The sequence below is a fragment of the Mesorhizobium sp. P2_D6 genome (assembly GCF_056404315.1).
On sequence record NZ_JBFUEG010000010.1, the window covers coordinates 121191 to 141971 of the forward strand.

At 63.5% G+C, this 20781-nt stretch carries 25 protein-coding genes and 1 riboswitch; of the genes, 11 read left to right on the forward strand and 14 right to left on the reverse strand.

The annotated features are described in order from the left end of the window. Positions 1-26 precede the first annotated feature (26 nt). Complete coding sequence (locus AC1D1L_RS21625) at positions 27-962, reverse strand: glycosyltransferase family 2 protein (protein WP_477343471.1); 936 nt, start codon at positions 960-962, stop codon at positions 27-29. Positions 963-1214: 252 nt separating this feature from the next. On the opposite strand from AC1D1L_RS21625, the gene AC1D1L_RS21630 reads away from it, so the two are divergent. Next, positions 1215-1541 carry a DUF1330 domain-containing protein gene (locus AC1D1L_RS21630; protein ID WP_477343472.1) on the forward strand — a complete coding sequence of 109 codons (327 nt, stop codon included), beginning with the start codon at positions 1215-1217 and terminating at the stop codon, positions 1539-1541. An 18-nt stretch (positions 1542-1559) separates the two neighbouring features. On the opposite strand, the gene AC1D1L_RS21635 is transcribed toward AC1D1L_RS21630, so the two are convergent. The 4 genes from AC1D1L_RS21635 to metX form a co-directional block, all read right to left on the reverse strand. Next, on the reverse strand, positions 1560-2228 hold the full coding sequence (locus AC1D1L_RS21635) for a glycosyltransferase family 2 protein (RefSeq protein WP_477343473.1): 669 nt from the start codon (positions 2226-2228) through the stop codon (positions 1560-1562). An 88-nt stretch (positions 2229-2316) separates the two neighbouring features. Then, complete coding sequence (locus AC1D1L_RS21640) at positions 2317-2547, reverse strand: hypothetical protein (RefSeq protein WP_477343474.1); 231 nt, start codon at positions 2545-2547, stop codon at positions 2317-2319. Positions 2548-2601: 54 nt separating this feature from the next. Then, positions 2602-3216: a methionine biosynthesis protein MetW gene (metW, locus tag AC1D1L_RS21645; RefSeq protein WP_477343475.1), complete on the reverse strand. Its 615-nt coding sequence runs from the start codon at positions 3214-3216 to the stop codon at positions 2602-2604. Positions 3217-3274: 58 nt separating this feature from the next. After that, positions 3275-4444, reverse strand: coding sequence for a homoserine O-acetyltransferase MetX (metX, locus tag AC1D1L_RS21650; RefSeq protein WP_352557656.1), 1170 nt, complete (start codon positions 4442-4444; stop codon positions 3275-3277). Positions 4445-4504: 60 nt separating this feature from the next. Continuing rightward, positions 4505-4582, reverse strand: a riboswitch (SAM riboswitch). Positions 4583-4717: 135 nt separating this feature from the next. Here metX and hisC point away from each other — a divergent pair. Both hisC and AC1D1L_RS21660 read left to right on the forward strand, forming a co-directional pair. Further along, complete coding sequence (gene hisC / locus AC1D1L_RS21655) at positions 4718-5827, forward strand: histidinol-phosphate transaminase (RefSeq protein ID WP_477343476.1); 1110 nt, start codon at positions 4718-4720, stop codon at positions 5825-5827. Between the two features lie 4 nt (positions 5828-5831). Further along, positions 5832-6767, forward strand: a complete 936-nt coding sequence (locus AC1D1L_RS21660) for a prephenate/arogenate dehydrogenase family protein (protein ID WP_477343477.1) — start codon at positions 5832-5834, stop codon at positions 6765-6767. Between the two features lie 8 nt (positions 6768-6775). Here the strand turns inward: AC1D1L_RS21660 and AC1D1L_RS21665 are convergent, their stop codons facing one another. Both AC1D1L_RS21665 and AC1D1L_RS21670 read right to left on the reverse strand, forming a co-directional pair. Continuing rightward, a complete protein-coding gene (locus AC1D1L_RS21665) occupies positions 6776-7699 on the reverse strand; it encodes a sugar kinase (RefSeq protein WP_477343478.1) in 924 nt (307 codons plus the stop codon). Between the two features lie 61 nt (positions 7700-7760). Next, positions 7761-8759, reverse strand: coding sequence for a DUF2125 domain-containing protein (locus tag AC1D1L_RS21670; RefSeq protein ID WP_477343479.1), 999 nt, complete (start codon positions 8757-8759; stop codon positions 7761-7763). A gap of 123 nt (positions 8760-8882) precedes the next feature. Here AC1D1L_RS21670 and AC1D1L_RS21675 point away from each other — a divergent pair, with 123 nt between their 5' ends. From AC1D1L_RS21675 to AC1D1L_RS21685, 3 genes are all read left to right on the forward strand, one after another. Next, positions 8883-9404, forward strand: a complete 522-nt coding sequence (locus AC1D1L_RS21675; RefSeq protein WP_477343480.1) for a gamma-glutamylcyclotransferase — start codon at positions 8883-8885, stop codon at positions 9402-9404. Between the two features lie 119 nt (positions 9405-9523). Then, complete coding sequence (locus AC1D1L_RS21680) at positions 9524-10471, forward strand: aldo/keto reductase (protein ID WP_477343481.1); 948 nt, start codon at positions 9524-9526, stop codon at positions 10469-10471. 96 nt (positions 10472-10567) lie between these two features. Further along, complete coding sequence (locus tag AC1D1L_RS21685; RefSeq protein WP_477343482.1) at positions 10568-11194, forward strand: LysE family translocator; 627 nt, start codon at positions 10568-10570, stop codon at positions 11192-11194. 18 nt (positions 11195-11212) lie between these two features. Here AC1D1L_RS21685 and AC1D1L_RS21690 read toward each other — a convergent pair whose 3' ends face one another. Both AC1D1L_RS21690 and AC1D1L_RS21695 read right to left on the reverse strand, forming a co-directional pair. Continuing rightward, positions 11213-12013: a lysophospholipid acyltransferase family protein gene (locus AC1D1L_RS21690; RefSeq protein WP_477343483.1), complete on the reverse strand. Its 801-nt coding sequence runs from the start codon at positions 12011-12013 to the stop codon at positions 11213-11215. A 116-nt stretch (positions 12014-12129) separates the two neighbouring features. Further along, the gene (locus tag AC1D1L_RS21695) at positions 12130-13035 is read right to left on the reverse strand and encodes a LysR family transcriptional regulator (RefSeq protein ID WP_477343484.1); all 906 of its coding nucleotides are present in this window, start codon (positions 13033-13035) and stop codon (positions 12130-12132) included. Between the two features lie 115 nt (positions 13036-13150). Between AC1D1L_RS21695 and AC1D1L_RS21700 the strand changes: the two genes are divergently transcribed. Beyond that, positions 13151-13783 carry a pyridoxamine 5'-phosphate oxidase family protein gene (locus tag AC1D1L_RS21700; RefSeq protein ID WP_477343485.1) on the forward strand — a complete coding sequence of 211 codons (633 nt, stop codon included), beginning with the start codon at positions 13151-13153 and terminating at the stop codon, positions 13781-13783. 7 nt (positions 13784-13790) lie between these two features. Here the strand turns inward: AC1D1L_RS21700 and AC1D1L_RS21705 are convergent, their stop codons facing one another. From AC1D1L_RS21705 to ftsE, 3 genes are all read right to left on the reverse strand, one after another. After that, positions 13791-14516 carry a YdcF family protein gene (locus AC1D1L_RS21705; protein WP_477343486.1) on the reverse strand — a complete coding sequence of 242 codons (726 nt, stop codon included), beginning with the start codon at positions 14514-14516 and terminating at the stop codon, positions 13791-13793. Between the two features lie 134 nt (positions 14517-14650). Further along, positions 14651-15640 (reverse strand): cell division protein FtsX, encoded by a 990-nt coding sequence (locus AC1D1L_RS21710; RefSeq protein ID WP_477343488.1) that lies wholly within the window; start codon positions 15638-15640, stop codon positions 14651-14653. Then, a complete protein-coding gene (ftsE, locus tag AC1D1L_RS21715; protein ID WP_023685344.1) occupies positions 15633-16292 on the reverse strand; it encodes a cell division ATP-binding protein FtsE in 660 nt (219 codons plus the stop codon). Before ftsE ends, AC1D1L_RS21710 begins: the two co-directional genes overlap by 8 nt. Before the next feature lie 180 nt (positions 16293-16472). Here ftsE and AC1D1L_RS21720 point away from each other — a divergent pair, with 180 nt between their 5' ends. From AC1D1L_RS21720 to AC1D1L_RS21730, 3 genes are all read left to right on the forward strand, one after another. Then, entirely contained in the window at positions 16473-17111 is a 639-nt protein-coding gene (locus AC1D1L_RS21720) for a hypothetical protein (RefSeq protein WP_477343489.1), read from the forward strand. A 26-nt stretch (positions 17112-17137) separates the two neighbouring features. Then, positions 17138-17680, forward strand: a complete 543-nt coding sequence (gene hpt, locus AC1D1L_RS21725) for a hypoxanthine phosphoribosyltransferase (protein ID WP_023673315.1) — start codon at positions 17138-17140, stop codon at positions 17678-17680. A 196-nt stretch (positions 17681-17876) separates the two neighbouring features. Next, the gene (locus AC1D1L_RS21730; protein WP_477343490.1) at positions 17877-18248 is read left to right on the forward strand and encodes a response regulator; all 372 of its coding nucleotides are present in this window, start codon (positions 17877-17879) and stop codon (positions 18246-18248) included. Positions 18249-18254: 6 nt separating this feature from the next. On the opposite strand, the gene AC1D1L_RS21735 is transcribed toward AC1D1L_RS21730, so the two are convergent. Continuing rightward, entirely contained in the window at positions 18255-19205 is a 951-nt protein-coding gene (locus AC1D1L_RS21735; protein WP_477343491.1) for a DMT family transporter, read from the reverse strand. Positions 19206-19491: 286 nt separating this feature from the next. On the opposite strand from AC1D1L_RS21735, the gene AC1D1L_RS21740 reads away from it, so the two are divergent. Then, positions 19492-20355, forward strand: coding sequence for a LysR substrate-binding domain-containing protein (locus AC1D1L_RS21740; RefSeq protein ID WP_477343492.1), 864 nt, complete (start codon positions 19492-19494; stop codon positions 20353-20355). On the opposite strand, the gene AC1D1L_RS21745 is transcribed toward AC1D1L_RS21740, so the two are convergent. Continuing rightward, the gene (locus AC1D1L_RS21745; RefSeq protein WP_477343493.1) at positions 20352-20750 is read right to left on the reverse strand and encodes a glyoxalase superfamily protein; all 399 of its coding nucleotides are present in this window, start codon (positions 20748-20750) and stop codon (positions 20352-20354) included. The two genes, AC1D1L_RS21740 and AC1D1L_RS21745, sit on opposite strands and share 4 nt — an antisense overlap. Positions 20751-20781 lie beyond the last annotated feature (31 nt).

Below are 20781 nucleotides of genomic sequence, written 5' to 3' on the forward strand. Positions count from 1 at the left end.
TCTGTCTTCGGGCGATGCAACCGGCTCTAGGCCGGCCGCGCGCCGTATTTGTCGCGAAATTCGGTGTAGAGATCGCGGCGCCAGCGCCGGCCGCCGACATAGCCGCGCAACAGTTGCGGCAGCGAATAGCCGAGCGCCTTCGACGAACGGTTGGCCAGATAGCCGGAGAACGCCTGCGAAACCCTGCCCTTGAGCGCGTCGGCGATGAGCTGCCGGGCGATCATGTAGGGCGGAATGTGGGGGTAGCGGTCGGCGATATAGGGGTGCTTGTCGATCAAACTGGCATAGGCTTCGACATAGCCATCGCGCTGTCCGGAGATGGAATTCTCCGAATTGTATTTTTTCCAGTCGATCACTTCGGAGAGTTGCGCGCCGCTGCGCCGGGCAAAGCGCAGCAGCAATTCGCGATCCTGCATGCGCGTGACGTCGCTGTCGTAGCCGCCGATGGCCAGCAGCGACTCGCGCCGGGCGGTGATTGCCGACCCGGCAATGAAGATGGTCTGCGCGACAAGGGCCCGCTCCAGCGAGTCGCGGCTCAGCAGAGCCTCGCGGTTGACGCAATTGGTACGGCGATTGCCCTTCAGCGACACGAAGGAACTGATCAGCACTTCGAGCGAGGGATTGTTGTCGAACTGCTCCAGCGTCCGCACCAGCCGGTCTGGCAAATAGACGTCGTCGGAATCGAGGAATGTCACCACCGGCGCCCGTGCCCGCTCGATGCCGGCATTGCGGGCGGCATTGGCACCACGCCATTTCGAGCCGACATAGATCAGCCGTGGATCGCGGATTTCGGCGAGTGCGGCGGCCGTGCCGTCGGTCGAGCCGTCATCGACGACGATGTGCTCGAACCGGGCAAAATTCTGCGCCAGCACGCTCTCGACGGCGCGCACCACCTTGCTGCGGCGATTGTGCGTCGGCGTGATCACCGAGATCAGCGGAGCGAGGTCGGTTGTCTTGGACATGCTGCTTCGATTATGCCCCGAATTCCCTGGAGGGCCGGATGCTTTGATGGGTCGCCCTTCCAAGCCTTACCTCGGGACGGCATTCGATTCGACGCTACAAAAAACCGGTGGCAATGTCATCACAAACTGTTGAGCCCAGGATGCCCGTAGGCCAGCCGATTACCCCTGACGTAATCGACCGATGGCCGTCATTTCCGCAGATTGCGCCAACGGAGCCGGTTATTACGCTTCGATCGAGCAGGGAGTTCAGCCATGACCGCCTACGCCGTCGCCCATATGCGCCAAGTCACAATGGGCCCGCAGATCGTCGAGTATCTGCAGAGGATCGACGCCACATTGGAGCCGTTCGGCGGGCGGTTTCTTGTCCATGGCGGGGACCTGGACGTCATCGAGAACGAATGGCCCGGGCACCTGATCATCATCGAGTTTCCGGACAGGGAGAATGCGCGCGGCTGGTACGACTCATCAGCCTATCGGGAGATTCTGGCCTTGCGTACCGACAACTCCCACGCCGACGTGGTGCTGGCCGAGGGTGTTCGGCATCCACACAAGGCCATCGACGTACTTGGATGGGGATGACGGCGTTATTCTCGGTGCCTAGCTGTGCCCAACATAGTCCGGCACGGTTTCGATCTCGTCGCGAACGAGCCCTATCGCCAAGCTGAAATGGCCGAAAAACGCCAGGGCGTAAAATGTGAGGCCGACAAGCAGCGAAAACGGAACCTGCCAAAGCGGCATGCCCGTTTGCGGCGCATGACGTATCACGCGCCGCGTCGTGCGCCACGACATGGTGCCCCATCGGCTGAAGGACTTGACGATGCGCTGGACGCGATTGGGCGAATGGAGTTCGACAAATTTCCTGTCGGCATCCCGGCCGGTCACCAATGCGCGCCATAGAAAGAAGCGCCAGCCTCGCGGCGGGTAGTGATAGGCACGCGCGTCGACATTCACGATTTTACGACGCTCCCGCCAAAGCTGATGCATCAGCAGGGTGCAAGAAACCTTGAAGCCGTTGTGCTTTGGGAAGGGATGATCGGCTATCCAGTCGCGCCGGAAGGCGATGTTGTTGGCATTGATGGCACGTTTCGAGGCGAATCTTTCGTCTCCCCGCGCCATCGGAAAGAACCAGATCAAAGCGAAGGTTCTCGAAAAGAAATCATCGTGCATAAGATAGGTATGGCCATTCACGCAGATGGTTTCGGGATCTTGAAAGGGGCTCAGAAGGCTCGAGAGCCAAGTCGTCTGGGGAACCGTGTCGGAATCCATGAAAACGACGATATTCCCTTCGGCCAGAGGAATCGCATGGTTCTTGAGGTCGTAATAGCGGCCGCCGGGGCAGGCTGCAAAGACCAGGTCAGCTAACCTGCTGCAACTCCGGCGCTTCGGCTGCGAAACTAGTTCTCAGCGCACCGGCGTCCGATTCCTGCCCTCCATGCGAGACAATTACCTTTGGCCTCGCCAAGCCGGTTGAGGAAACGACAACGATCTCGCGCGCCAGCGCTTTTAGTCCGACACCGATTTCATCCCAGTCGATGGATTTGGCATTCTCCGTCTCTAGTACAATTGAATATTGCTCTGGAATCATTTTCCGCCTCGACCGGAAGGATGAATAGCAAAAAGGCCGAGTCGAAGACACCTTCTAACGCTTCAGCAAGAACACCGCCTGCTGGCCGAAGAAATTCCAGAACCACCATGGCATCGACAGGCCGATCTTCTGGCCGTTGCCGTCCAGCGCAGTCGCTTTCTCGACCGAGGCGCCGAGCTCCTCGACCAGGTTGACGAAGTCGCGGATGGTGCAGAAATGGATGTTGGGCGTGTTGTACCAGGAATAGGGCAGGTCCTCGGTCACCGGCATACGTCCCTTGAAGAACAGCGACAGTCGCACCCGCCAATGGCCGAAATTGGGGAAGGAGACGATGGCGCGGTTGCCGATTCGCAGCAGCTCGTCGAGCACCAGCTTCGGGTTGCGGGTCGCCTGCAGGGTCTGCGACAGGACGACGAAATCAAAACCCTTATCGGGATAGAATTCGAGGTCGGTGTCGGCATCGCCCTGGATGACCGAGAGGCCGCGCGCCACGCATTCATTGACGCCGCGCTGCGACAGTTCCAGCCCGCGGCCGTCGACCTGCTTGGTCTCCTGCAGGAGTTCGAGCAGCAGGCCGTCGCCGGAGCCAACATCGAGCACCCGCGAGAGCGGCGGAATGAGGCCGGCAACGACTTCGAGGTCGACGCGCTGGGCGCGGTTGACACTCATGGCTTCGCCCCTTGGATGGCGCATGATCCCGGTGCGAAAAGTCTGCAACTTTTCGGGGTCATGCGCGGAGCCCCCTGGCGCGGGCCGCCGAGCCGATGAAGCCGTTGATGGCGGCGAACAGTTCCGGTTCGTCGAGCAGGAAGGCATCATGGCCACGGTCGGTGTCGATCTCGACGAAGGAGACCGACGCGCCGGCGGCGTTGAGCGCATGCACGATCGAGCGGCTTTCCTCGGTCGGGAACAGCCAGTCCGAGGTGAAGGAGACCAGGCAAAAGCGCGTCTTGGTGCCGGCAAAGGCATCGGCCAGCCGTCCGCCATGGTCGGCGGCGAGATCGAAATAGTCCATCGAACGGGTCATGTAGAGATAGGAATTGGCGTCGAAGCGGTCGACGAAGGTCATGCCCTGATGGCGCAGATAGCTCTCGATCTGAAAGTCGGCGTCGAAACCGAAGGTCAGCGCTTCGCGGTCCTGCAGATTGCGGCCGAACTTGCGGTGCAGTGCCGCTTCCGACAGATAGGTGATGTGGGCAGCCATGCGCGCCACCGCCAGCCCCTTTTCCGGGCGCTTGCCGTGCTCGAAATATTTGCCGCCATGCCAGTCCGGGTCGGCCATGACGGCCTGGCGGCCGACCTCGTGGAAGGCGATGTTCTGCGAGGAATGGCGCGCGCCGGTGGCGATCGGCAGCGCCGAGAACACGCGCTCGGAATAGCATGACGCCCATTCCAGCACCTGCATGCCGCCCATCGAGCCGCCGAGCACGCAAAACAGCTTTTCGATGCCGAAATGGTCGACCAGCATCAGCTGCGCCCGCACCATGTCGCGGATTGTGATGATCGGCAGGTCGAGCCCGTAGGGCTTGCCGGTGGCGGGATTGGTCGAGGCAGGGCCGGTCGAGCCGAGGCAGCCGCCGATGACGTTGGAACAGATGACGAAGAAGCGATTGGTGTCAATGATCCTGCCGGGGCCGATCAGCACTTCCCACCAGCCGGGCTTGCCGGTCACCGGATTGGTGTTGGCGACATGCTGATCGCCGGTCAGCGCGTGGCAGACCAGGATGGCGTTGGAGCGGGCGTCGTTCAGCGTACCGTAGGTCTGGTAGGCGATCTGGAACGGCGACAATAGCGTGCCGGCGTCGAGCTTGAGCGGCTTGTCAGGGCCAAAACGCAACACCGGGCTCGACGGGTTGTCGGCCTCATTGTTGGTTTTTGCGGCGCGGAGCGCGGTCATGTGACTCTCCTTGCCCGCCGTCAGGCAATAAAAAACCGGCAATGCGATCGCAAAGCCGGTTACGTCACGCAAACGGCCCTTTAGCGAGTTGTTTAACGTGGCTGCAAGCCGACCGGCCAAATCACCACGGAACTGTTCCCGTTCTTCTAGAACTCGCGCGGCCCGGCGTCAACGGCAAGCTATTGCCGCCGCAGGCGCCTCTCGACATTCGGAGCCACGGCTTGTATTTCCGCTGCGGCCTTCGGACGGAGGCATTCTCGACGGATTTGCGACATGGACAAGACAGCGGACAAGGCACGGCCGACGCCCCGCGCGGGCATCATGGACATAGAAGCCTATGTGCCGGGCAAGAGCACGGCGCCGGCTGGCGTCGCCAAGGTCCATAAGCTGTCGTCGAACGAGAACCCGCTCGGCCCGTCGCCGAAAGCAATCGAGGCCGCGCGTGAAGTCGCGGCCAGGCTGGATGTCTATCCCGACGGCACCGCAAGGCGGCTGCGCGAGGCGATCGCCGAAGTGCACGGCCTCAACCCGGCAAACATCATCTGCTCCAACGGTTCGGACGAGATTTTGGGCCTGCTGGCGCAGACCTATCTGGCGCCGGGTGACGAGGCGATTTTTACCGAACACGCCTTCATGGTCTACAAGATCTACATCCAGTCGGCCGGCGGGACACCGGTGACGGTCAAGGAGACCGACGAGCGCGCCGATGTCGACGCAATCCTGGCTGCGGTTACGCCGCGGACCAAAATCGTCTTCCTCGCCAATCCCAACAATCCGACCGGCACCTATCTGCCGTTCCAGGAGGTCCGTCGCCTGCATGCCGCCCTGCCTGGCAATGTGCTTCTGGTGCTCGACGCGGCCTACGCCGAATATGTCCGGCGCAACGACTATGAGGCCGGCATCGAGCTGGTCGGCAGCGCGCAGAATGTGGTCATGACCCGCACCTTCTCCAAGCTCGGCCTTGGCGGCGCGCGCATCGGCTGGATGTACGGCCCGCTGCACATTGTCGATGCCATCAACCGCATCCGCGGCCCTTTCAATGTCAACGCGACGGCGATCGAGGCGGGCATTGCCGCCATCCGCGACCGCGCCCATGTCGAGCGCAGTTCGTTGCACAACGAAACCTGGCTTACCTGGCTGAATGAAGAGCTGACAAAGCTAGGGCTCAGGGTGACGCCGAGTGTCGGCAATTTCGTGCTCATCCACTTCCCCAATGACAAGAAGCATTCGGCAGAGGCGGCGGACGACTATCTCACCCAGCGCGGCTTCATCCTGCGGCGCGTCACCGGCTATGGCTTCCCCAACGCGCTGCGCATGAGCGTCGGCACCGAAGAAGCCAATCGCGGCGTCATCGACGCCCTCACGACATTCCTGAAAAGCTGAAACAATGACATCACCGATGTTCGAAAAGATCGCGCTGGTCGGCATCGGCCTGATCGGCTCGTCGCTGGCCCGCGTCATCCGCCGCGAAGGCCTGGCCGCCCATGTCGCCATCGCGACGCGCAGCCCGACCACGCTGGCGCGTGCGAAGGAGCTCGGTCTCGGTGAGTCCTACACCACGGACGCAAAAGAAGCGGTTCGCGATGCCGACCTCATCATCGTCTCGGTGCCTGTGGGATCGTCGGGCGAGGTGGCGCAAGAGATCGCGCCGGCGCTGAAAATGGGCGCCATCCTCACCGATGTCGGCTCGACCAAGGCCTCGGTGATTGCACAGATGCAGCCCTATGTGCCGGACGGCGTGCATTTCATCCCGGGACATCCGCTGGCGGGTACGGAAAAGTCCGGCCCGGATGCCGGCTTCGCCGAGCTGTTCGAAAACCGCTGGTGCATCTTTACGCCGCTGGCCGATACCGATCCGACCGCGCTGGAGAAGCTGTCGGAATTCTGGCGGCGCTGCGGCTCCAACATCGACACGATGGACCCGCAGCATCACGACATGACGCTCGCGATCGTCTCGCATCTGCCGCACATCATCGCCTACAACATCGTCGGCACCGCCGACGACCTGGAATCGGTGACCAAGACCGAAGTCATCAAATATTCGGCTTCGGGTTTCCGCGACTTCACCCGTCTCGCCGCTTCCGATCCGACCATGTGGCGGGATGTATGCCTGCACAACAAGGATGCCATCCTCGAAATGCTGGCGCGCTTCTCGGAGGATCTGGCCTTCCTGCAGCGGGCGATCCGCTGGGGCGACGGCGACAAGCTGTTCGACCTGTTCACCCGCACGCGCGCCGTACGCCGCTCGATCATCGAGGCCGGTCAGGACATCGATGTGCCGGATTTTGGTCGCCAAGCGGTGGAACACCCCGCCAAGAGCTAAAATCCGTTTCAGGCAGGCCAGGTCGCCGCGACCATGGCCATTGTCTCGGCACGGTCCGGGGCACCGAGCCGGCCACCAAAACGCTGGCATTTGAGCGCGGCGGCGGCACTGGCAAAGCGCAAGGCCTGCTCGATAGGCATGGCTTCGGCGAGCCCAACGGCAAAGGCGCCGTGGAAGATGTCGCCAGCGGCCAGCGTGTCGACGGCCTTGACCTTCGGCGCCGCGATGTGGCGCACGCAGCCTGAGGACCGGTCATGCCACCAGCTTCCCGCCGCTCCGCCGGTCACCGCGACGAAGGCATCGGTGCGGCTGGCGAGATCGGCGCAGGCGGTCTCCGGATCCAGGGCGTGGCCGCAGACAATGCGCGCCGCTGTCTCGGAAGCGACGATGTGCGACGCCAGCGGCAACAGAAGCTCCAGCACTTCGAGTGGCGCTGTGTCGGCGTCGAGGATCGCCGGCCTGCCGGCGTCGCGCGCGGCGGTCAGGGCAAGGGCGGCAGCGCCCGGCCAGCGCACATCGACCAGAACGGCGTCGAAGCCGGAAAGATCGGCGACCGGCAGCGCCTGAGGGTCGGCCTGCGCCTTCGGGTCATAGAACGGCACGATAACGCGCTCGCCATGGGCGTCGACGAGGATCGAGGCCAGCGCCGAACGCGCACCTTGAACGCGGCGGACAAAACTGCAATCGACGCCCTCGGCCTCGATGCCGGCCAGCAGCTGGTCGCCGATGGCATCGTCACCCGCACTTGCCCACAGGAACACCTCGGCGCCGAGACGGCGTGCGGCGCAGGCCGCACTTGTCGCCATGCCCGCAGCGATCTGGACGCCGTCCGAAGCGATGAACTTGCCTTGGTGCGTGGGCAGGGTTTCGAGGCGCAGGATGGTATCCAGCGTCAGCGCGCCGACACTAAGCAGTTTTACTGGCCGGTTCATGCGTTGGCTTGGCTAAGCATGGATCCTCCCCCAAAGCGGTTCCCACCTTTGGGATCATGCTCTAATCGAGCGGCTTGATCTTGCCCAGAGGAATGAAGCCGAGCGAGGCCTTGCCCTTCACCACCTTGAGCGGCATCGACGGCTCGTTGCCGAGCAAAGCCAAGCCGGCAAAGCCTTGTTCGATCTGGCTCTTCTGCTCGGGGATGGCGGTGGCGAGGATTGCCGCCACGGCCTTGGGATCCTTGAGCTTGATCGTCAGGTCGGCGTTGACCAGGCCATTGGCGTCGACCGACACCCGGCCGGAGACGGTGATGCGCGCGGTTCCCGACGACAGATCGAGCTTGTGGATGTCGGCGGTCTGGCCGCGCACGCTCTTTGCCTCGGTCTGCATCAGCGCCACGCCGTTTTTCAGGGTCGCGTCGCCGCTGCCGTCGAGCGGCGGCAGCACGCGCCCGCCGATCGCGTCGGCATCGATCTCCAGATCGGTGAAGCTTCCGACGTAGCCGACGTCCAGGCCGTCGGGCCGCAGCTCACCCGCTGCGGTCCCTGCGCTGAACAGCGAAACCGGATCGGTGTCGTCGGCCGGGTCGGTCTGGCCGGACAGGCCTTCGGCCTGCAACGAGATGCTGCGAGGCAAGGGCCAGGACAGCTTTGCACCGGCCTGCAGATTGTCCCAGTCGATCCATAGCGGGGTCATCCCGGGTACTGAAGTGCGCAGCGGTCCGCGCAACTCGGCGGCGGGCGACAATGGTCGGATGAGTTCGGCCACGAAATTGAAGCTGCCGGTCGAGGCGGCGACGTTTCTGGTGTCGTCCTCGTAGGCCAGCGTGTCACAGGATACGGCAAAGCTCAGGGGATAGCCGCTGACGGTGAGATTGGCGCAGCCTGCCTCGATGCCTCTGGTGTTCAGCTGCGCCACCGCCTTGTTGGCTTCGCTTCTGACGCGGCCGGCGACATAGAACCAGATCGCGCTGTAGACGCCGAACAGCATCACGACGAAAGCGGCGAGCCAGAACAGCCGGCGGCGAAATTTTGACGGACGCTCGTCAGTTGACGTCATGCTGCGGCTTTCATTAACGCGGGCGTGTTGCGAGTGGACTGTGGCTTACGCAACAAGCAAATAGACCGAAGAACACCGATTCCGATGCGGTGGCGTCACTCTCGTGCAATCAGGCTTGGCGATATGGGCGATTTTTGGGTTTTTGGCTACGGCTCGCTTATCTGGCGGCCGGGATTCGCGCATGTCGAGACCCGGCGCGCCCGCCTTTACGGCTACCGCCGGTCGCTCTGCGTCTACTCCTTCGTGCATCGCGGCACGCGCGAGCGGCCGGGCCTGGTGCTTGGCCTCGACCGTGGCGGCTCCTGCATCGGGCTGGCGTTTCGCGTGCCCGGTGAGTTGCGCGATGAGGTGCTTGCCTATCTGCGCGAGCGCGAACTGGTGACCAGCGTCTACCTTGAGCGTGTGCTCGACATCCGCCTCGACGGCGGCGAAACGGTCCCGGCGGTTGCCTATATCGTCGACCGCCAGCACGAGCAGTATGCCGGCGGCCTCGATGCGGCGCATGCGGCGAGCGTCGTCCGTGGCGCCGCCGGCCAGTCCGGAAACAATGAGGACTATGTGCTGAGCACGGTCGAGCACCTCGAAGCGCTCGGTATCAGCGATCACTGGCTGGAAGAGGTGGCGAGCCTGATCGCGCCTTTGTGAAGTGCTGGCCCGCCGGAAAAGATGGCCAGGCCTTTGACCTCGGCGCTGCGGGACCTAGCTTAGGCCCAGCCCGTCGAAAGCTCGGGTTCGTCCGCCCCTCCCAGCCCACGGAGCCCATCTTGCAGAAACGCCGTCTCGGTCAAACCGACCTTTCCATCGCGCCGCTGGTTCTGGGCGGTAATGTCTTCGGCTGGACCGCCGACGAGAAGACCTCCTTCGATCTGCTCGACCGGTTCGCCGGCGCCGGCCTCAACGCCATCGACACGGCCGACGCCTATTCGCGCTGGGTGCCCGGCAACAAGGGCGGCGAATCCGAGACGATTATCGGCAAATGGATGAAAAGCCGCGGCAACCGCGACAAGATCGTCGTCATCACCAAGGTCGGTTCGGATATGGGGCAAGGCAAGAAGGATTTGTCGGCCGCCCATATCGAGAGGGCGGTCGAGGCATCGCTCAAGCGGCTGCAGACCGATGTGGTCGATCTTTATCTGTCGCACTGGGCGGACCCGGCCACGCCTTACGAGGAGACGCTCGGCGCCTACGGGAAGCTGCTCGCCGCGGGCAAGGTCCGCCATATCGGCGCCTCCAACCTCGACGCCGGCCAGTTGCGCGCCGCACTCGATGTGGCCAGCCTGCGTGGGCTGCCGCGCTATGCCGTGCTGCAGCCGGAATACAATCTCTACGATCGCTCGTCCTTCGACGGGCCGGTGCATGATCTGTGCGTGGCGGAGGATATCGGCGTCATCACCTATTTCGCTCTCGCCAAAGGGTTTTTGAGCGGCAAATACCGCAGCGAGGCCGATCTTGGCAAAAGTGAACGCGGCGGTGGCGTGAAGGGCTATCTCAATGCGCGCGGAATGCGCATTCTTGCGGCGCTCGACGCTGTGTCGGCGCGGCATTCGGCCGGCCAGGCGGAAGTCGCGCTTGCCTGGGTGATGGCGCAGCCCGGCATCACCGCACCGATCGCCAGCGCAACAACGCTCGACCAGGTCGACAGCCTGGTGCGCGCGGCGTCGCTGAAGCTCAGCGCGGAGGATGTCGCGGAGCTGGACAGGGCCAGCGCCTAGCGAAGGCTGCCGATCAGGTTCGGCACGATCGTTCAAGACGACGGAAGTCCGCCTTGCCACACTGCTTCCCAGTATCATGGCAGAGGCGGAAGCAGCGTGGCCATAGAAATCCTTTCGCAGACGCAGCCCTGGCAGCAATTGCTGGCGCTGGTGCTGGCGGCAACCGTCGTCATGGGCAGTCCGGGTCCAGCGACGATCAGCGTTACGGCGATAGGCGCAGCCTTCGGCCTGCGCAATTCGCTTCGCTATGCCTGGGGGATCATTCTTGGCACGGTCGCTGTGCTGCTGGTGGTGGCCACCGGCATCACGGCTATCCTCACCTCGATGCCAGGGGTTGCGCCGGTGCTGGCGGTCGCTTCCGCAGCTTACATCCTCTATCTCGCCTACAAAATAGCGACCGCGCCGCCGCTGGCGGCACGTGGCAGCGGGGCTGTGCTGCCGACCTTTCTTGGTGGGTTCCTGCTCGCCGTCGCCAATCCGAAGGCCTATGTGGCGATTGCCGCGGTCCTTGCCGGCTCTGCGACGGCGGCCGGCGCCGATGCTCTCGGCGTTCCGGCGAGGCTCGCGGTTCTCACCTTGATGATCGTCGCCATCCATGTGCTGTGGCTTCTGGCCGGCGCGGCCTTCGCCCGCACCCTGCGCCAGCCACAGGCGTCGCGGATCATCAATCTGGTGTTCGCGGCAACACTGGTGCTGACCACGGCATTGGCAGCGTGGCCGTAAGTCCGAGTCGTGTCGAGATCAGGCCTGGGTCTTCGTGGCCGCTGCGAGTTCGGCCAGTCGCTTGACCGCCGTCGGCGGCATTGGCGGCGGGTTCGGCGCGCGGGAAGCTTCGATCAGCAACTGATCGCAGGCGGCTTCGGTCTCGCCGATCAGCCGGTCCATGAACTCGTCCTTGCCGAGCCCGGGCGGGATCGGCGGCAGGAAACGGGCCTTGATGGTGCCGGGATAGCGCATGAATTTGCGGCGCGGCCAGTAGAGCCCGGCGACATGGGCGACGGGCACCACCGGAACACCAAGCTGCGCGTAGAGCTCGACAATGCCGTATTTGTAGGCCGGCTCGTCGCCCGGCGCGCGGCGCGTGCCTTCGGGATAGATGATCAACTGGCGGGGGTTGCGCGCCATTTCCTCTCTGGTCGAGGCAACGACCTGCTTCAGCGCCTTGGAGCGGCTGCCGCGGTCGACCGGGATCATCCGCATCTTCATGATGTACCAGCCGAAGAACGGGATCCAGGTCAGTTCGCGCTTGAGGATGTAAAGCGGGTCCTGGAGAAGCGGAAAGAAAGAGATCGCGTCCCAGAACGACTGGTGTTTCGGCGCCAGAATGAAGGAGCCCTCCGGCAGGTTTTCCAGACCGGTGATGTCGCTCCTGGTGCCGGCGATCTTGTCGTAGAGCCACAGGCTGGTGCGCGACCAGAATTTCGGCACGAACCAGGCGCGGTGGCGCGGTGACAGGAAATAGTACGGGGTCCAGAGGATCATCTGGACGATCAGGTTGACGTAGAAGACGAAGTTGAACGCCAGCGAGCGGATATAGAGCATGCGGGGAAGGGCCCGTTGAGGAGGTGTGCGTTGGTTACACCAAGCGCGCGCAAAAAGGAAACACAGCAATGGCCTGACATAGGTCGGCTCGCCATCGTTCAGAAGTGAGCCTCAGCTTACCACGTCGCCTGCAGCAGCCGCTGCTTCAGCCGTGGAGCAGCGAAATCGAGGAACGCCCTGAGTTTAACCGGCAGCAGGCCCTGGCCGGCATGGACGAGGCTGACCGGCCATGGCTGCGGCTCGAAGGGCCGCAAGACCGGGACGAGCACGCCGGAGCGTACCGCGTCCGCGATCTGGTAGGACAGCACCCGCGTCATGCCTGCGCCGGCAATCGCGGCATCGATCGCCGCTTCCGCGGCGTTGACGCGCAGCCGCGAGCGGATCGGCACGATCAGTTCGCCCTTGCCGCCGGCAAAGCTCCAGCTGGCGAGCGCGGCTGGCCCCTCGAAACTGATGCATTCATGCGCAGCCAAATCCTCCGGCGCCAGTGGCATGCCGTGCGCAGCGATATAGGCAGGGCTGGCGCACACGACGCGACGGATCGCGCCGACGCGGATGGCGACCATGCTCGAAGGCGCAAGCTCGCCGATGCGGATGGCGAGATCGAGATGCTCCTCGGCCAGTTGGGTTATCCGGTCAGCCAATGTCAGGCGGATGTTGACTTGGCTGTAGGCCGCGAGGAACTCGGTGACGACGGGCAGCACGTGCAGGCGGCCAAAGACGATCGGGGCCGTGATGAACAGGTCGCCGGTCGGCGTGCTGTATTCGCCGGCGGCGGTGCGCTCGGCCTCGCCGACCTCGCCCAGGATACGGCGGCAGGCGGCGAGATAGGCCTGGCCGGCATCTGTCAGCGTCAACTGCCGGGTCGAACGGTTCAGCAGTCGCGTCTGCAGATGCTTTTCAAGGTCGGAGACCTTGCGGCTGACCGTCGCCAGCGGAATTCCGAAGCGGCGGCCGGCAGCGGAAAGGCTGCCAGCCTCCACCGCGGCGACGAACAGCGACATGGCTTCGAAGCGATCCATCATTGCTTCCAGAAAATGGAAGGAGAGGTTGCGAATATGTCATCTACATCCGAAAGATGGAAGCTTCTATATCAGAGCACACAATAGCCAGAGATTTGGCCTCGAGGAGGCTTTCATGAACGCGCATACCTTCACCAGCGACGTCGCCTTCACGCCGACGGTCAAGGCGATCCAGACCCGCAAGGGGTCGCGCAAGGGTTATGCCAGCGCCGAGGAGCGCGGCGGATGGCGAGCCCACATCACGCCCGACCTCGCCGCCTTCATCGCGGCGCAGACCAGCGTCTTCCTGTCGACGGCCAATGGCGAGGGCCAGCCCTATATCCAGCATCGCGGCGGGCCTGCCGGCTTCCTCAAGGTGTTGGACGAAAAGACCATCGGCTTTGCCGATTTCTTGGGGAATAGGCAGTTCATCACCCAGGGCAATCTTGCCGACAACAATCAGGCGTTCCTGTTCCTCATCGACTATGCGCATCGACAGCGCGTCAAGATCTGGGGCACGGCGCGCGTTGTCGAGGACGATGCCGAGCTTTTGGCAAAGCTGATGCCGCAGGATTACAAGGCTCGCCCCGAGCAGGTCATCCTGTTCACGGTCTCGGCCTGGGATGCCAATTGCCCGCAACACATTCCGCAGCGTTTCGAGGCCGCCGACGTGGCGGCCGCACTCGCCGAACGCGACAAGCGGATTGAGCGGCTCGAACAGGAGATTGCGCGGCTGCGCGGCGCCTCGGACGGCGCGGCCAAGGGGTAATCGACACTCAGTCCTTTGCGGTCGAAACCTCGGCCAGCGCGACGCTGTCGGCGGTCTGGCGGGCCGGGACGATGCCGCGCGCCAGCGCCAGCAGATATTTGCTGTATTCGGTCAGAAGCACGCGCAGCGCTTCCGGTTTGGTCAGCCAGTCGCCATTGTCGAGATTGGTGTTGACCACCGGATAGGGCTCAAGCTTGGCGCCGTGTAGCAGACGGCCCATCTCCAGCAGGCTGCGCGGCATGTGATAATTGTTGGTGACGAGGATGACGCTTCCATAGGCGTGGCTCTCGACCCATTTGGCGCTCTCCTGGGCATTGCCGATCGTGTCGAGCGCGGCGCGGTCGATGTCGACGCAGCAGGAAAACAGCGCCTTGTCACTGCCGGTCGCAGCCTGTAGCTGGCGGCGGCTGGCGGAGGGATGGACGCCTGAGATCAGCAGCCTCTCGCCCTTGCCAGAGGCAAGCAGGTCGAGTGCGGCGTCGAGGCGCGCCTGACCGCCGGTCAAGACGATGATCGCATCGGCCTTGGCCGGATCGGCCGGGGTGGTCATGTGGCTGACCTTGCTGGCGAACCAGCCGAAACCGCCGGCAAACAGCGCCACCAGCAGCAGCAGACAGAGGGAGGCGAGACGCAGCACCGTCCGCAAACGACCCGGGCCGGTGCGCACACGTGAACGCGCACCCACCACTGGCATCTGTCCAGCCGTCCCGGTCGAGTTCCGCGCGTCCATCATCCTATGGTTAATCCTGAAATGCCGCTTTGATAAGGAAAAAAGCGCACATTGCGTTACGTCGTTTTTCGATCCGTGATCGCTCCGTTATTCCAGTCCCTGGCCCCCGAACTGTTTTTCGCTTCTGCCGTCATGGTTCAGCCCGCATCCGGCTGGCGGACATCGATGTCGCTGAGATAGGCGACGACGGTGGCGTGCGAGGTCGCCGCCGTCAGCCCGCCGATCACCAGCACCATCAGGCCGACGCCGAGATAGCCGGCCGATCCGATGGCGAAATTGCCGAACAAAGCGGTGGCCTGGTCGGCCTGCGGCGTTGCCATGTTGCGCGACGACCACCAGGAAAAGACGATGAAAACGAGGATCGCGGCGGCCCCGCCGGCGGCAGCGCCCTTCATGCCGGTGACCAGGAAATGCCAGCGGAATTCGCGCGCGATGAAGCGCGCCTCGGCGCCGACGAAATGCAGCACTTCGATGATATGGCCGTTGCCGGCCATGGCGCCGCGCGTCGCGAACACCACCGTCAGCACCGTCGCCGACAACATCAGCACCAGCACGGCGATGCCGATGGTGACGGTGGTGCGGGCCATGGCGACCAGCCGGTCGACCCAGGTGCGGTGATCGTCGAGCGATGCGCTGGGCAGTTTGGGCGTTATCGCTGCGCGGATGGCGGCAAAGTCGGGCGGGCTGGTCTCGTCGATGGTGACGATGATCAGCCGCGGCACCGGCAGTTCGTCGATGTTCAGCCCCGAGCCCAGCCACGGCTCCAACAGGCGGGCCGTCGCATCGCGGTCGATGATCCTGGTCGCTTTCACGCCGGGGAACTCACCGGCGATCTGCGAGGCCTGGGCAAGGGCCGCCTCCATGTCGAGGCCGTCGACCGGCTTGATCTGGATCGTCGCCTCGCGCGAGATCTGGTTCTCCCAGACCGAGGCGGTGTCGCGCACCAGCGTGACGGCGCCGAAGGTCAGGCAAGACAGAAAGGTCATGATGGCGATGACCAGCACCAGAGCGCGGCCGGCAATGTTCTGCGCGGGCACGATCGGCGCCATGCGACGCTGGACGCGCTGCGGCGTACCTGCCTGCTGCGCGGCCGCTTCATGCAGCTGTTCGGCGGATAGCTCAATCATAGATATCCAGCCTTCCGCCGGCCAGGATCATGCGTCGCGCGTCGACCTGCTCCATCAGGCCGAGGTCGTGGGTGGCGATCACCACCGCGGTGCCGAGACGGTTGAGTTCGATGAACAGCCTGAGCAAACGGCGCGCCAGCGGCGGGTCGACATTGCCGGTCGGCTCGTCGGCGAGCAGGATCTCGGGCTGTTCGATCAGCGCACGGGCGATCGCGGCGCGCTGCTTTTCGCCGCCCGAGAGGACCGGCGGCAGCACATGCATGCGCTCGCCGAGACCAACCCATTTCAAAAGTTCGGTGACGTCGGTGCGGTAGCTCGCTTCCTCGCGGCCGCGCACGCGCAGCGGCAGGGCGACATTCTCATAGGTGGTCATGTGGTCGAGCAGGCGGAAATCCTGGAACACCACGCCGATGCGACGCCTGAGATGCGGCAGTTCTGCGCGCGAGATACGCGAGCGGTCCTTGCCGAAGATGGTGATCAGCCCGCGCGTCGGCTTCAGCGACATGAACAGAAGGCGCAGCAGCGTCGTCTTGCCGGCGCCGGAAGGCCCGCTCAGGAACTGGAAGGAGCTCTCCGGAATGTGCAAGGAGATGTCGCGGAGGATTTCCGGACCCATGCCATAACGGAGGCCGACATTTTCGAAGCGGATCACGTGCGACGACCTGAAATGTGTGGCGGCGGCGTGCCAGCCCTTTCTGTCCGACGACCATCGGCCGCCATGGTTAACCGTCGGTTAATTTTCGCTGTTTTTGAATACGTCACAAGGGTTCCGGTGGGGAAGCGTTAACCATTTCCATTTACGCAAAAGAAACGAAGAGCGAACAGCGGGGCCATGATGGCTGAGCAACGAACCGCGCGCCCGGTTTCCGGCGAAATCATGACCGGGACAAGTGTCGCGCCGGAATTGCGTCCTTTGGCAACCGACATCGTCGATGCCGATTATGAGGTGCTGCCCCGCTTGGTTCCAAGAGTGGAAGCCCTGTCGTCGCCGGCGCGGGGCATGGCCACGCCGTCGATCGAAGGCATGGACATGCTGCGCAAGCCGGAAGCCGCAACCGTGCGGCCGCCGGCTTCGCGTGGCGGGCCGATCTTCTGGATCGCCGGCGTCGGTGCGGCGCTCGCCGCTTTCTGGGTCTCGGGCGGTCACGCGCTGGTGCGCCAGACGCCGTTCTGGACAGTCGAACAGTCGGCGGGCGCCGTACTCAGCATTGCCGGCGTCACGTCGCATGTCGACGCCTCCGGCTCCACCCCGGTTCTGTTCGTCGATGGCGAGGCCGTCAATGACGGTGTGAAGGCGGAACAATTGCCGCCGCTGGAAATCCGCGTCACCGGCAATGACAGCCGCATTACGCGCTATACGTTGGGGACATCCAGCCGTTCGCTGGCGCCCGGCGAAAGATTCGGCTTTTCCAGCCGTCTCGACGTGCCTAGAAACGGTGTAAAGGCCGTCTCGGTCACTTTCGCCGGTTAGGCGATGATCTCTCGGAAAGGTTATTGATGCCAGTTGTGCGCGGCAAGGACATCGAAGTCCTGTTTTCGGCGTCCGCGATCGCGCGGCGCAATCTGGAACTCGCCAAGGAGATCGCCGAGCACGATTATCACGACCTGCTGGTGATTTCGGTGCTGAAAGGCTCCTTCATCTTTGCCGCGGATCTCATTCGCGCCATGCACGATGTCGGGCTGTCGCCGGAGGTCGAGTTCATCTTCATCTCCAGCTATGGCGCCGGCACCACCAGCGGCGAGGTGAGGGTGCTGCGCGACATCGACAATGAGGTCGCCGGCCGCGACGTGCTGTTGATCGACGATATTCTCGAATCCGGCAAGACGCTCTCCTTCACTCGCAATCTGATGCTGTCGCGCGGCGCCAAAAGCTGTGCCATCGCGGTGCTGCTCGATAAGCGCATGCGTCGCCAGACCGAGCTCAACGCCGATTATGTCGGCTTCGACTGTCCCGATTATTTCGTCGTCGGTTACGGCATGGACGTCGCCCACGCTTTTCGCGAATTGCCATTCGTCGGTGTCGTCAAAGGCGACGCTTGAGACCTTTTGATAATTCTACTCCGGCGGCCATTTGGCGCGGCTTCCTGCGCTTCCGGTGCTCATGGACTTGAATGTCCGCTGCGCGCCGGTTCTCGCAAACCACACCAACTGACTCACCGGAGCGAATTCTAAAAAGGTCTCATCGACGCTTCAAATTTTCAGAAAAAGTCAACTTTTGCCCGCCAAATTCCGGCCCATGGCAAAGCTTCTGATCGTCGAGGACGATGAGTCCGTCCGTACCCTCGCCGCCCGCGCGCTCGAACGCGCCGGGCATTCAATCGACATTGCCGCCGATGGCGCGCAGGGGCTGGCGATGATCAGCGCGGTGGGCGGCGGTTACGACCTCGTCGTCTCCGATATCCGCATGCCGGAGATGGACGGCATCGAGATGGCGATCGCGGCGGCCAGGCTTTTCCCGGCGATGAAGATCCTGCTGATGACCGGCTATGCCGACCAGCGCGAGCGCGCCGAGGAGTTGAACGGCATCATTATCGATGTCGTGCAAAAGCCTTTCACGCTGGCCGAAATCCGTTCCCGCGTCGAACAGGCGCTGGCCTGCTTTGCCTGACGCTATTCAAGCCGCATCCTGGCTTGCAGCAAGGGCAGGCGCCACGCTCCTGCGCCGTTCGGTGTTGAGCGCCAGCAGGCCGGCGCCGATGATCAGCGCCGCACCGATGGCGGTGGTCGAGCGCGGCACCTCGCTGAAGAACAGAAAGCCCCACAGCGGCGACCAGATGATCCCCGTGTATTCGAAGGTAGCCACGCGGTTGGCCGGCGCCAGCCGGTAGGCCTGCGACAGAAGGATCATGCCGGCCGAGGCGACGAAACCGCAGGCCGCCATCTTGAGGAAATCCGGTGTCGTCGGCCAAACCCATGGCCGCACCAGGAATTCGAGGCTTGGATGGACCGCGTGGGTTATGCCCGCAAGCCAGAATGTGCCGGCAACCGCGGCTGCGCCGACGAGGTAGGCGCCGTTCTGGTAGAAGGCCATGACGGTGGAGGATTCGGTGTCGCCGATCTTGCGCGCCATCAGCTGCGAAAAGCCGTAGAGCAGCGCCGAACCCAGCGACAAGAAGGCCGCCCAGTCGAACAGGCCGGCGCCCGGGCGCAGCATCACGACCACGCCCAGCATGCCGATCAGCACGGTGGCGAGCGTCTGCCAGGACACGCGTTCGCCGAGATAGGGTCCGGCCATCGCCATGATGAACAGCGGCGCCATGAAGTAGAGCGCCACCGCGTCGGCGAGCGGCAAGGCGGCGATTGCCAGATAATAGACAGTATAGGAGCTGAACTGGATGAAGGCGCGGATCGTCAGCAGGCCAAACCGCTTCGAGGCGATGGCCCGCAGGCCGACATCGGCGTGGACGAGAACGATCAGGACCGGCAAGGCGACGATCGAGCGAATCCACATCACCTCGGTGACGGGATAGCCGCCCGATACCGCCTTGACGAGCGGGTCCTGGAGCGAGAACACCAGCACGCCAAGGCACAGGCTGATGATGCCGAGAACGATCCGGTTGCGCATGTCGTTGCTGCCGGCCCCTAGGGCATGATGCCGAAAAGTGTGAAGCGGTTTTCGGATGACATCATGCTCCTCCATTGGATTCTGAAGTGCCCGCAGCCGCCCGGCCGCGGAGTAAAAAGAACCCGCCACCGTTTCGGGCAGCGGGTATGAGTGAGGACTCTCGATTGGTCCGCAACCGATTTCGCGGCCGCATATCCAATGGGTAGGCTGACTATCGTCCGGCGTTTGACATGTTGCAAACGAATTGGAATGATACCAGCGATCAAATTTGCTTATGACGGATTCGATGCGACCAACCCTCGACAGCGATCTTCTGCGCACCTTCGTCGCCATTGCCGAAGCTGGCAATTTCACCCGGGCGGCGGAGCAGGCCGGCCGCACCCAATCAGCGGTGTCGATGCAGATGAAGAAGCTCGAGGAGCTGGTCGGCGACAGCCTGTTCGAACGCGGTTCGCGCGGCGTAGCCCTGACGCGCCGTGGCGGCGAACTGATCGTCAATGCCCGCCGCATCGTCTCGCTGCTCGACGAGACGGCGGCGTCGATGGCGGCGGCACCTCTCGGCGGGCCGGTGCGGATCGGCATTCCAGAGGAATATGGCCACGCCATCCTGTCGCGGGCGCTCGGCGCCTTCTCCAAGCGCCACACCAAGGTTGAGGTCACGGTGCGCTATGCGCATTCAGGCGCGCAGCTGGCGGCGCTGGCTGCCGGCGAGCTCGACCTCGCTGTGGTCTTCGAATGGCAGGATCCTGGCGGCGGCGAGGTGCTGATGCACGATCCGACGGTGTGGGTGACATCGAGCCTGCATCACATGCATGAGGAGCGGCCGGTGCCAATCGCGCTCTACAACCGGGCCGGCTGGTGCAAGGACTTCGCCATCAAGTCGCTGGAACAGCGCGGGCTGGCCTTCCGTGTTGCCTATACCAGCGACACCACCGGCGGCCTGAAGCTCGCCGTCACCTCTGGCCTGGCGATCGCGCCGATTTCGCACAGCAACATTCCCGATGGCTGTCGCGAGCTCACTGCCGCCGACGGGTTCGGCCACATCGACTCCTCGAATGTGGTGATGCATCGCAACCCGAACGCGTCAGGCGAGGCGATCGACGGCATGCAGGAAGCGATCCGCGACGCATTCGTCAACAGGTCCGATTAGAACAGCTCCTTCCGGGAAACTGCCTGGCCTGCCGCATCCTCGTAGAAATGCAGGCGGTTGCCGAAGGGATCACCGACCGTCACCTCGCGGGTCTGCCACGGCGTTGTTTCGAGACCCGGCCGGGCGTAGCGGTATTTCTTGCCGATCAGTTCGCGGTGCAGCGCGGCGATATCCTCGACCTTGATGCGCATGGCTATGCCCGGCGCGCCGTCGCCGTGATGTTCGCTCAGATGCAGCACGCAGCCGTCGCGGATTACACCCATGTAGAGCGGCGCATTGTCGTCGAAGCGATGTTCGAACTCGACTTCGAAGCCGAGGAAGTCGAGGTAGAATTCGCGCGCCTTGGCGATGTCGAAGATGCGCAGGATGGGCGTTACGGCACCGAGTTTCGGCATGGCGCTGATACCATTCAGTTCGACGGATGTT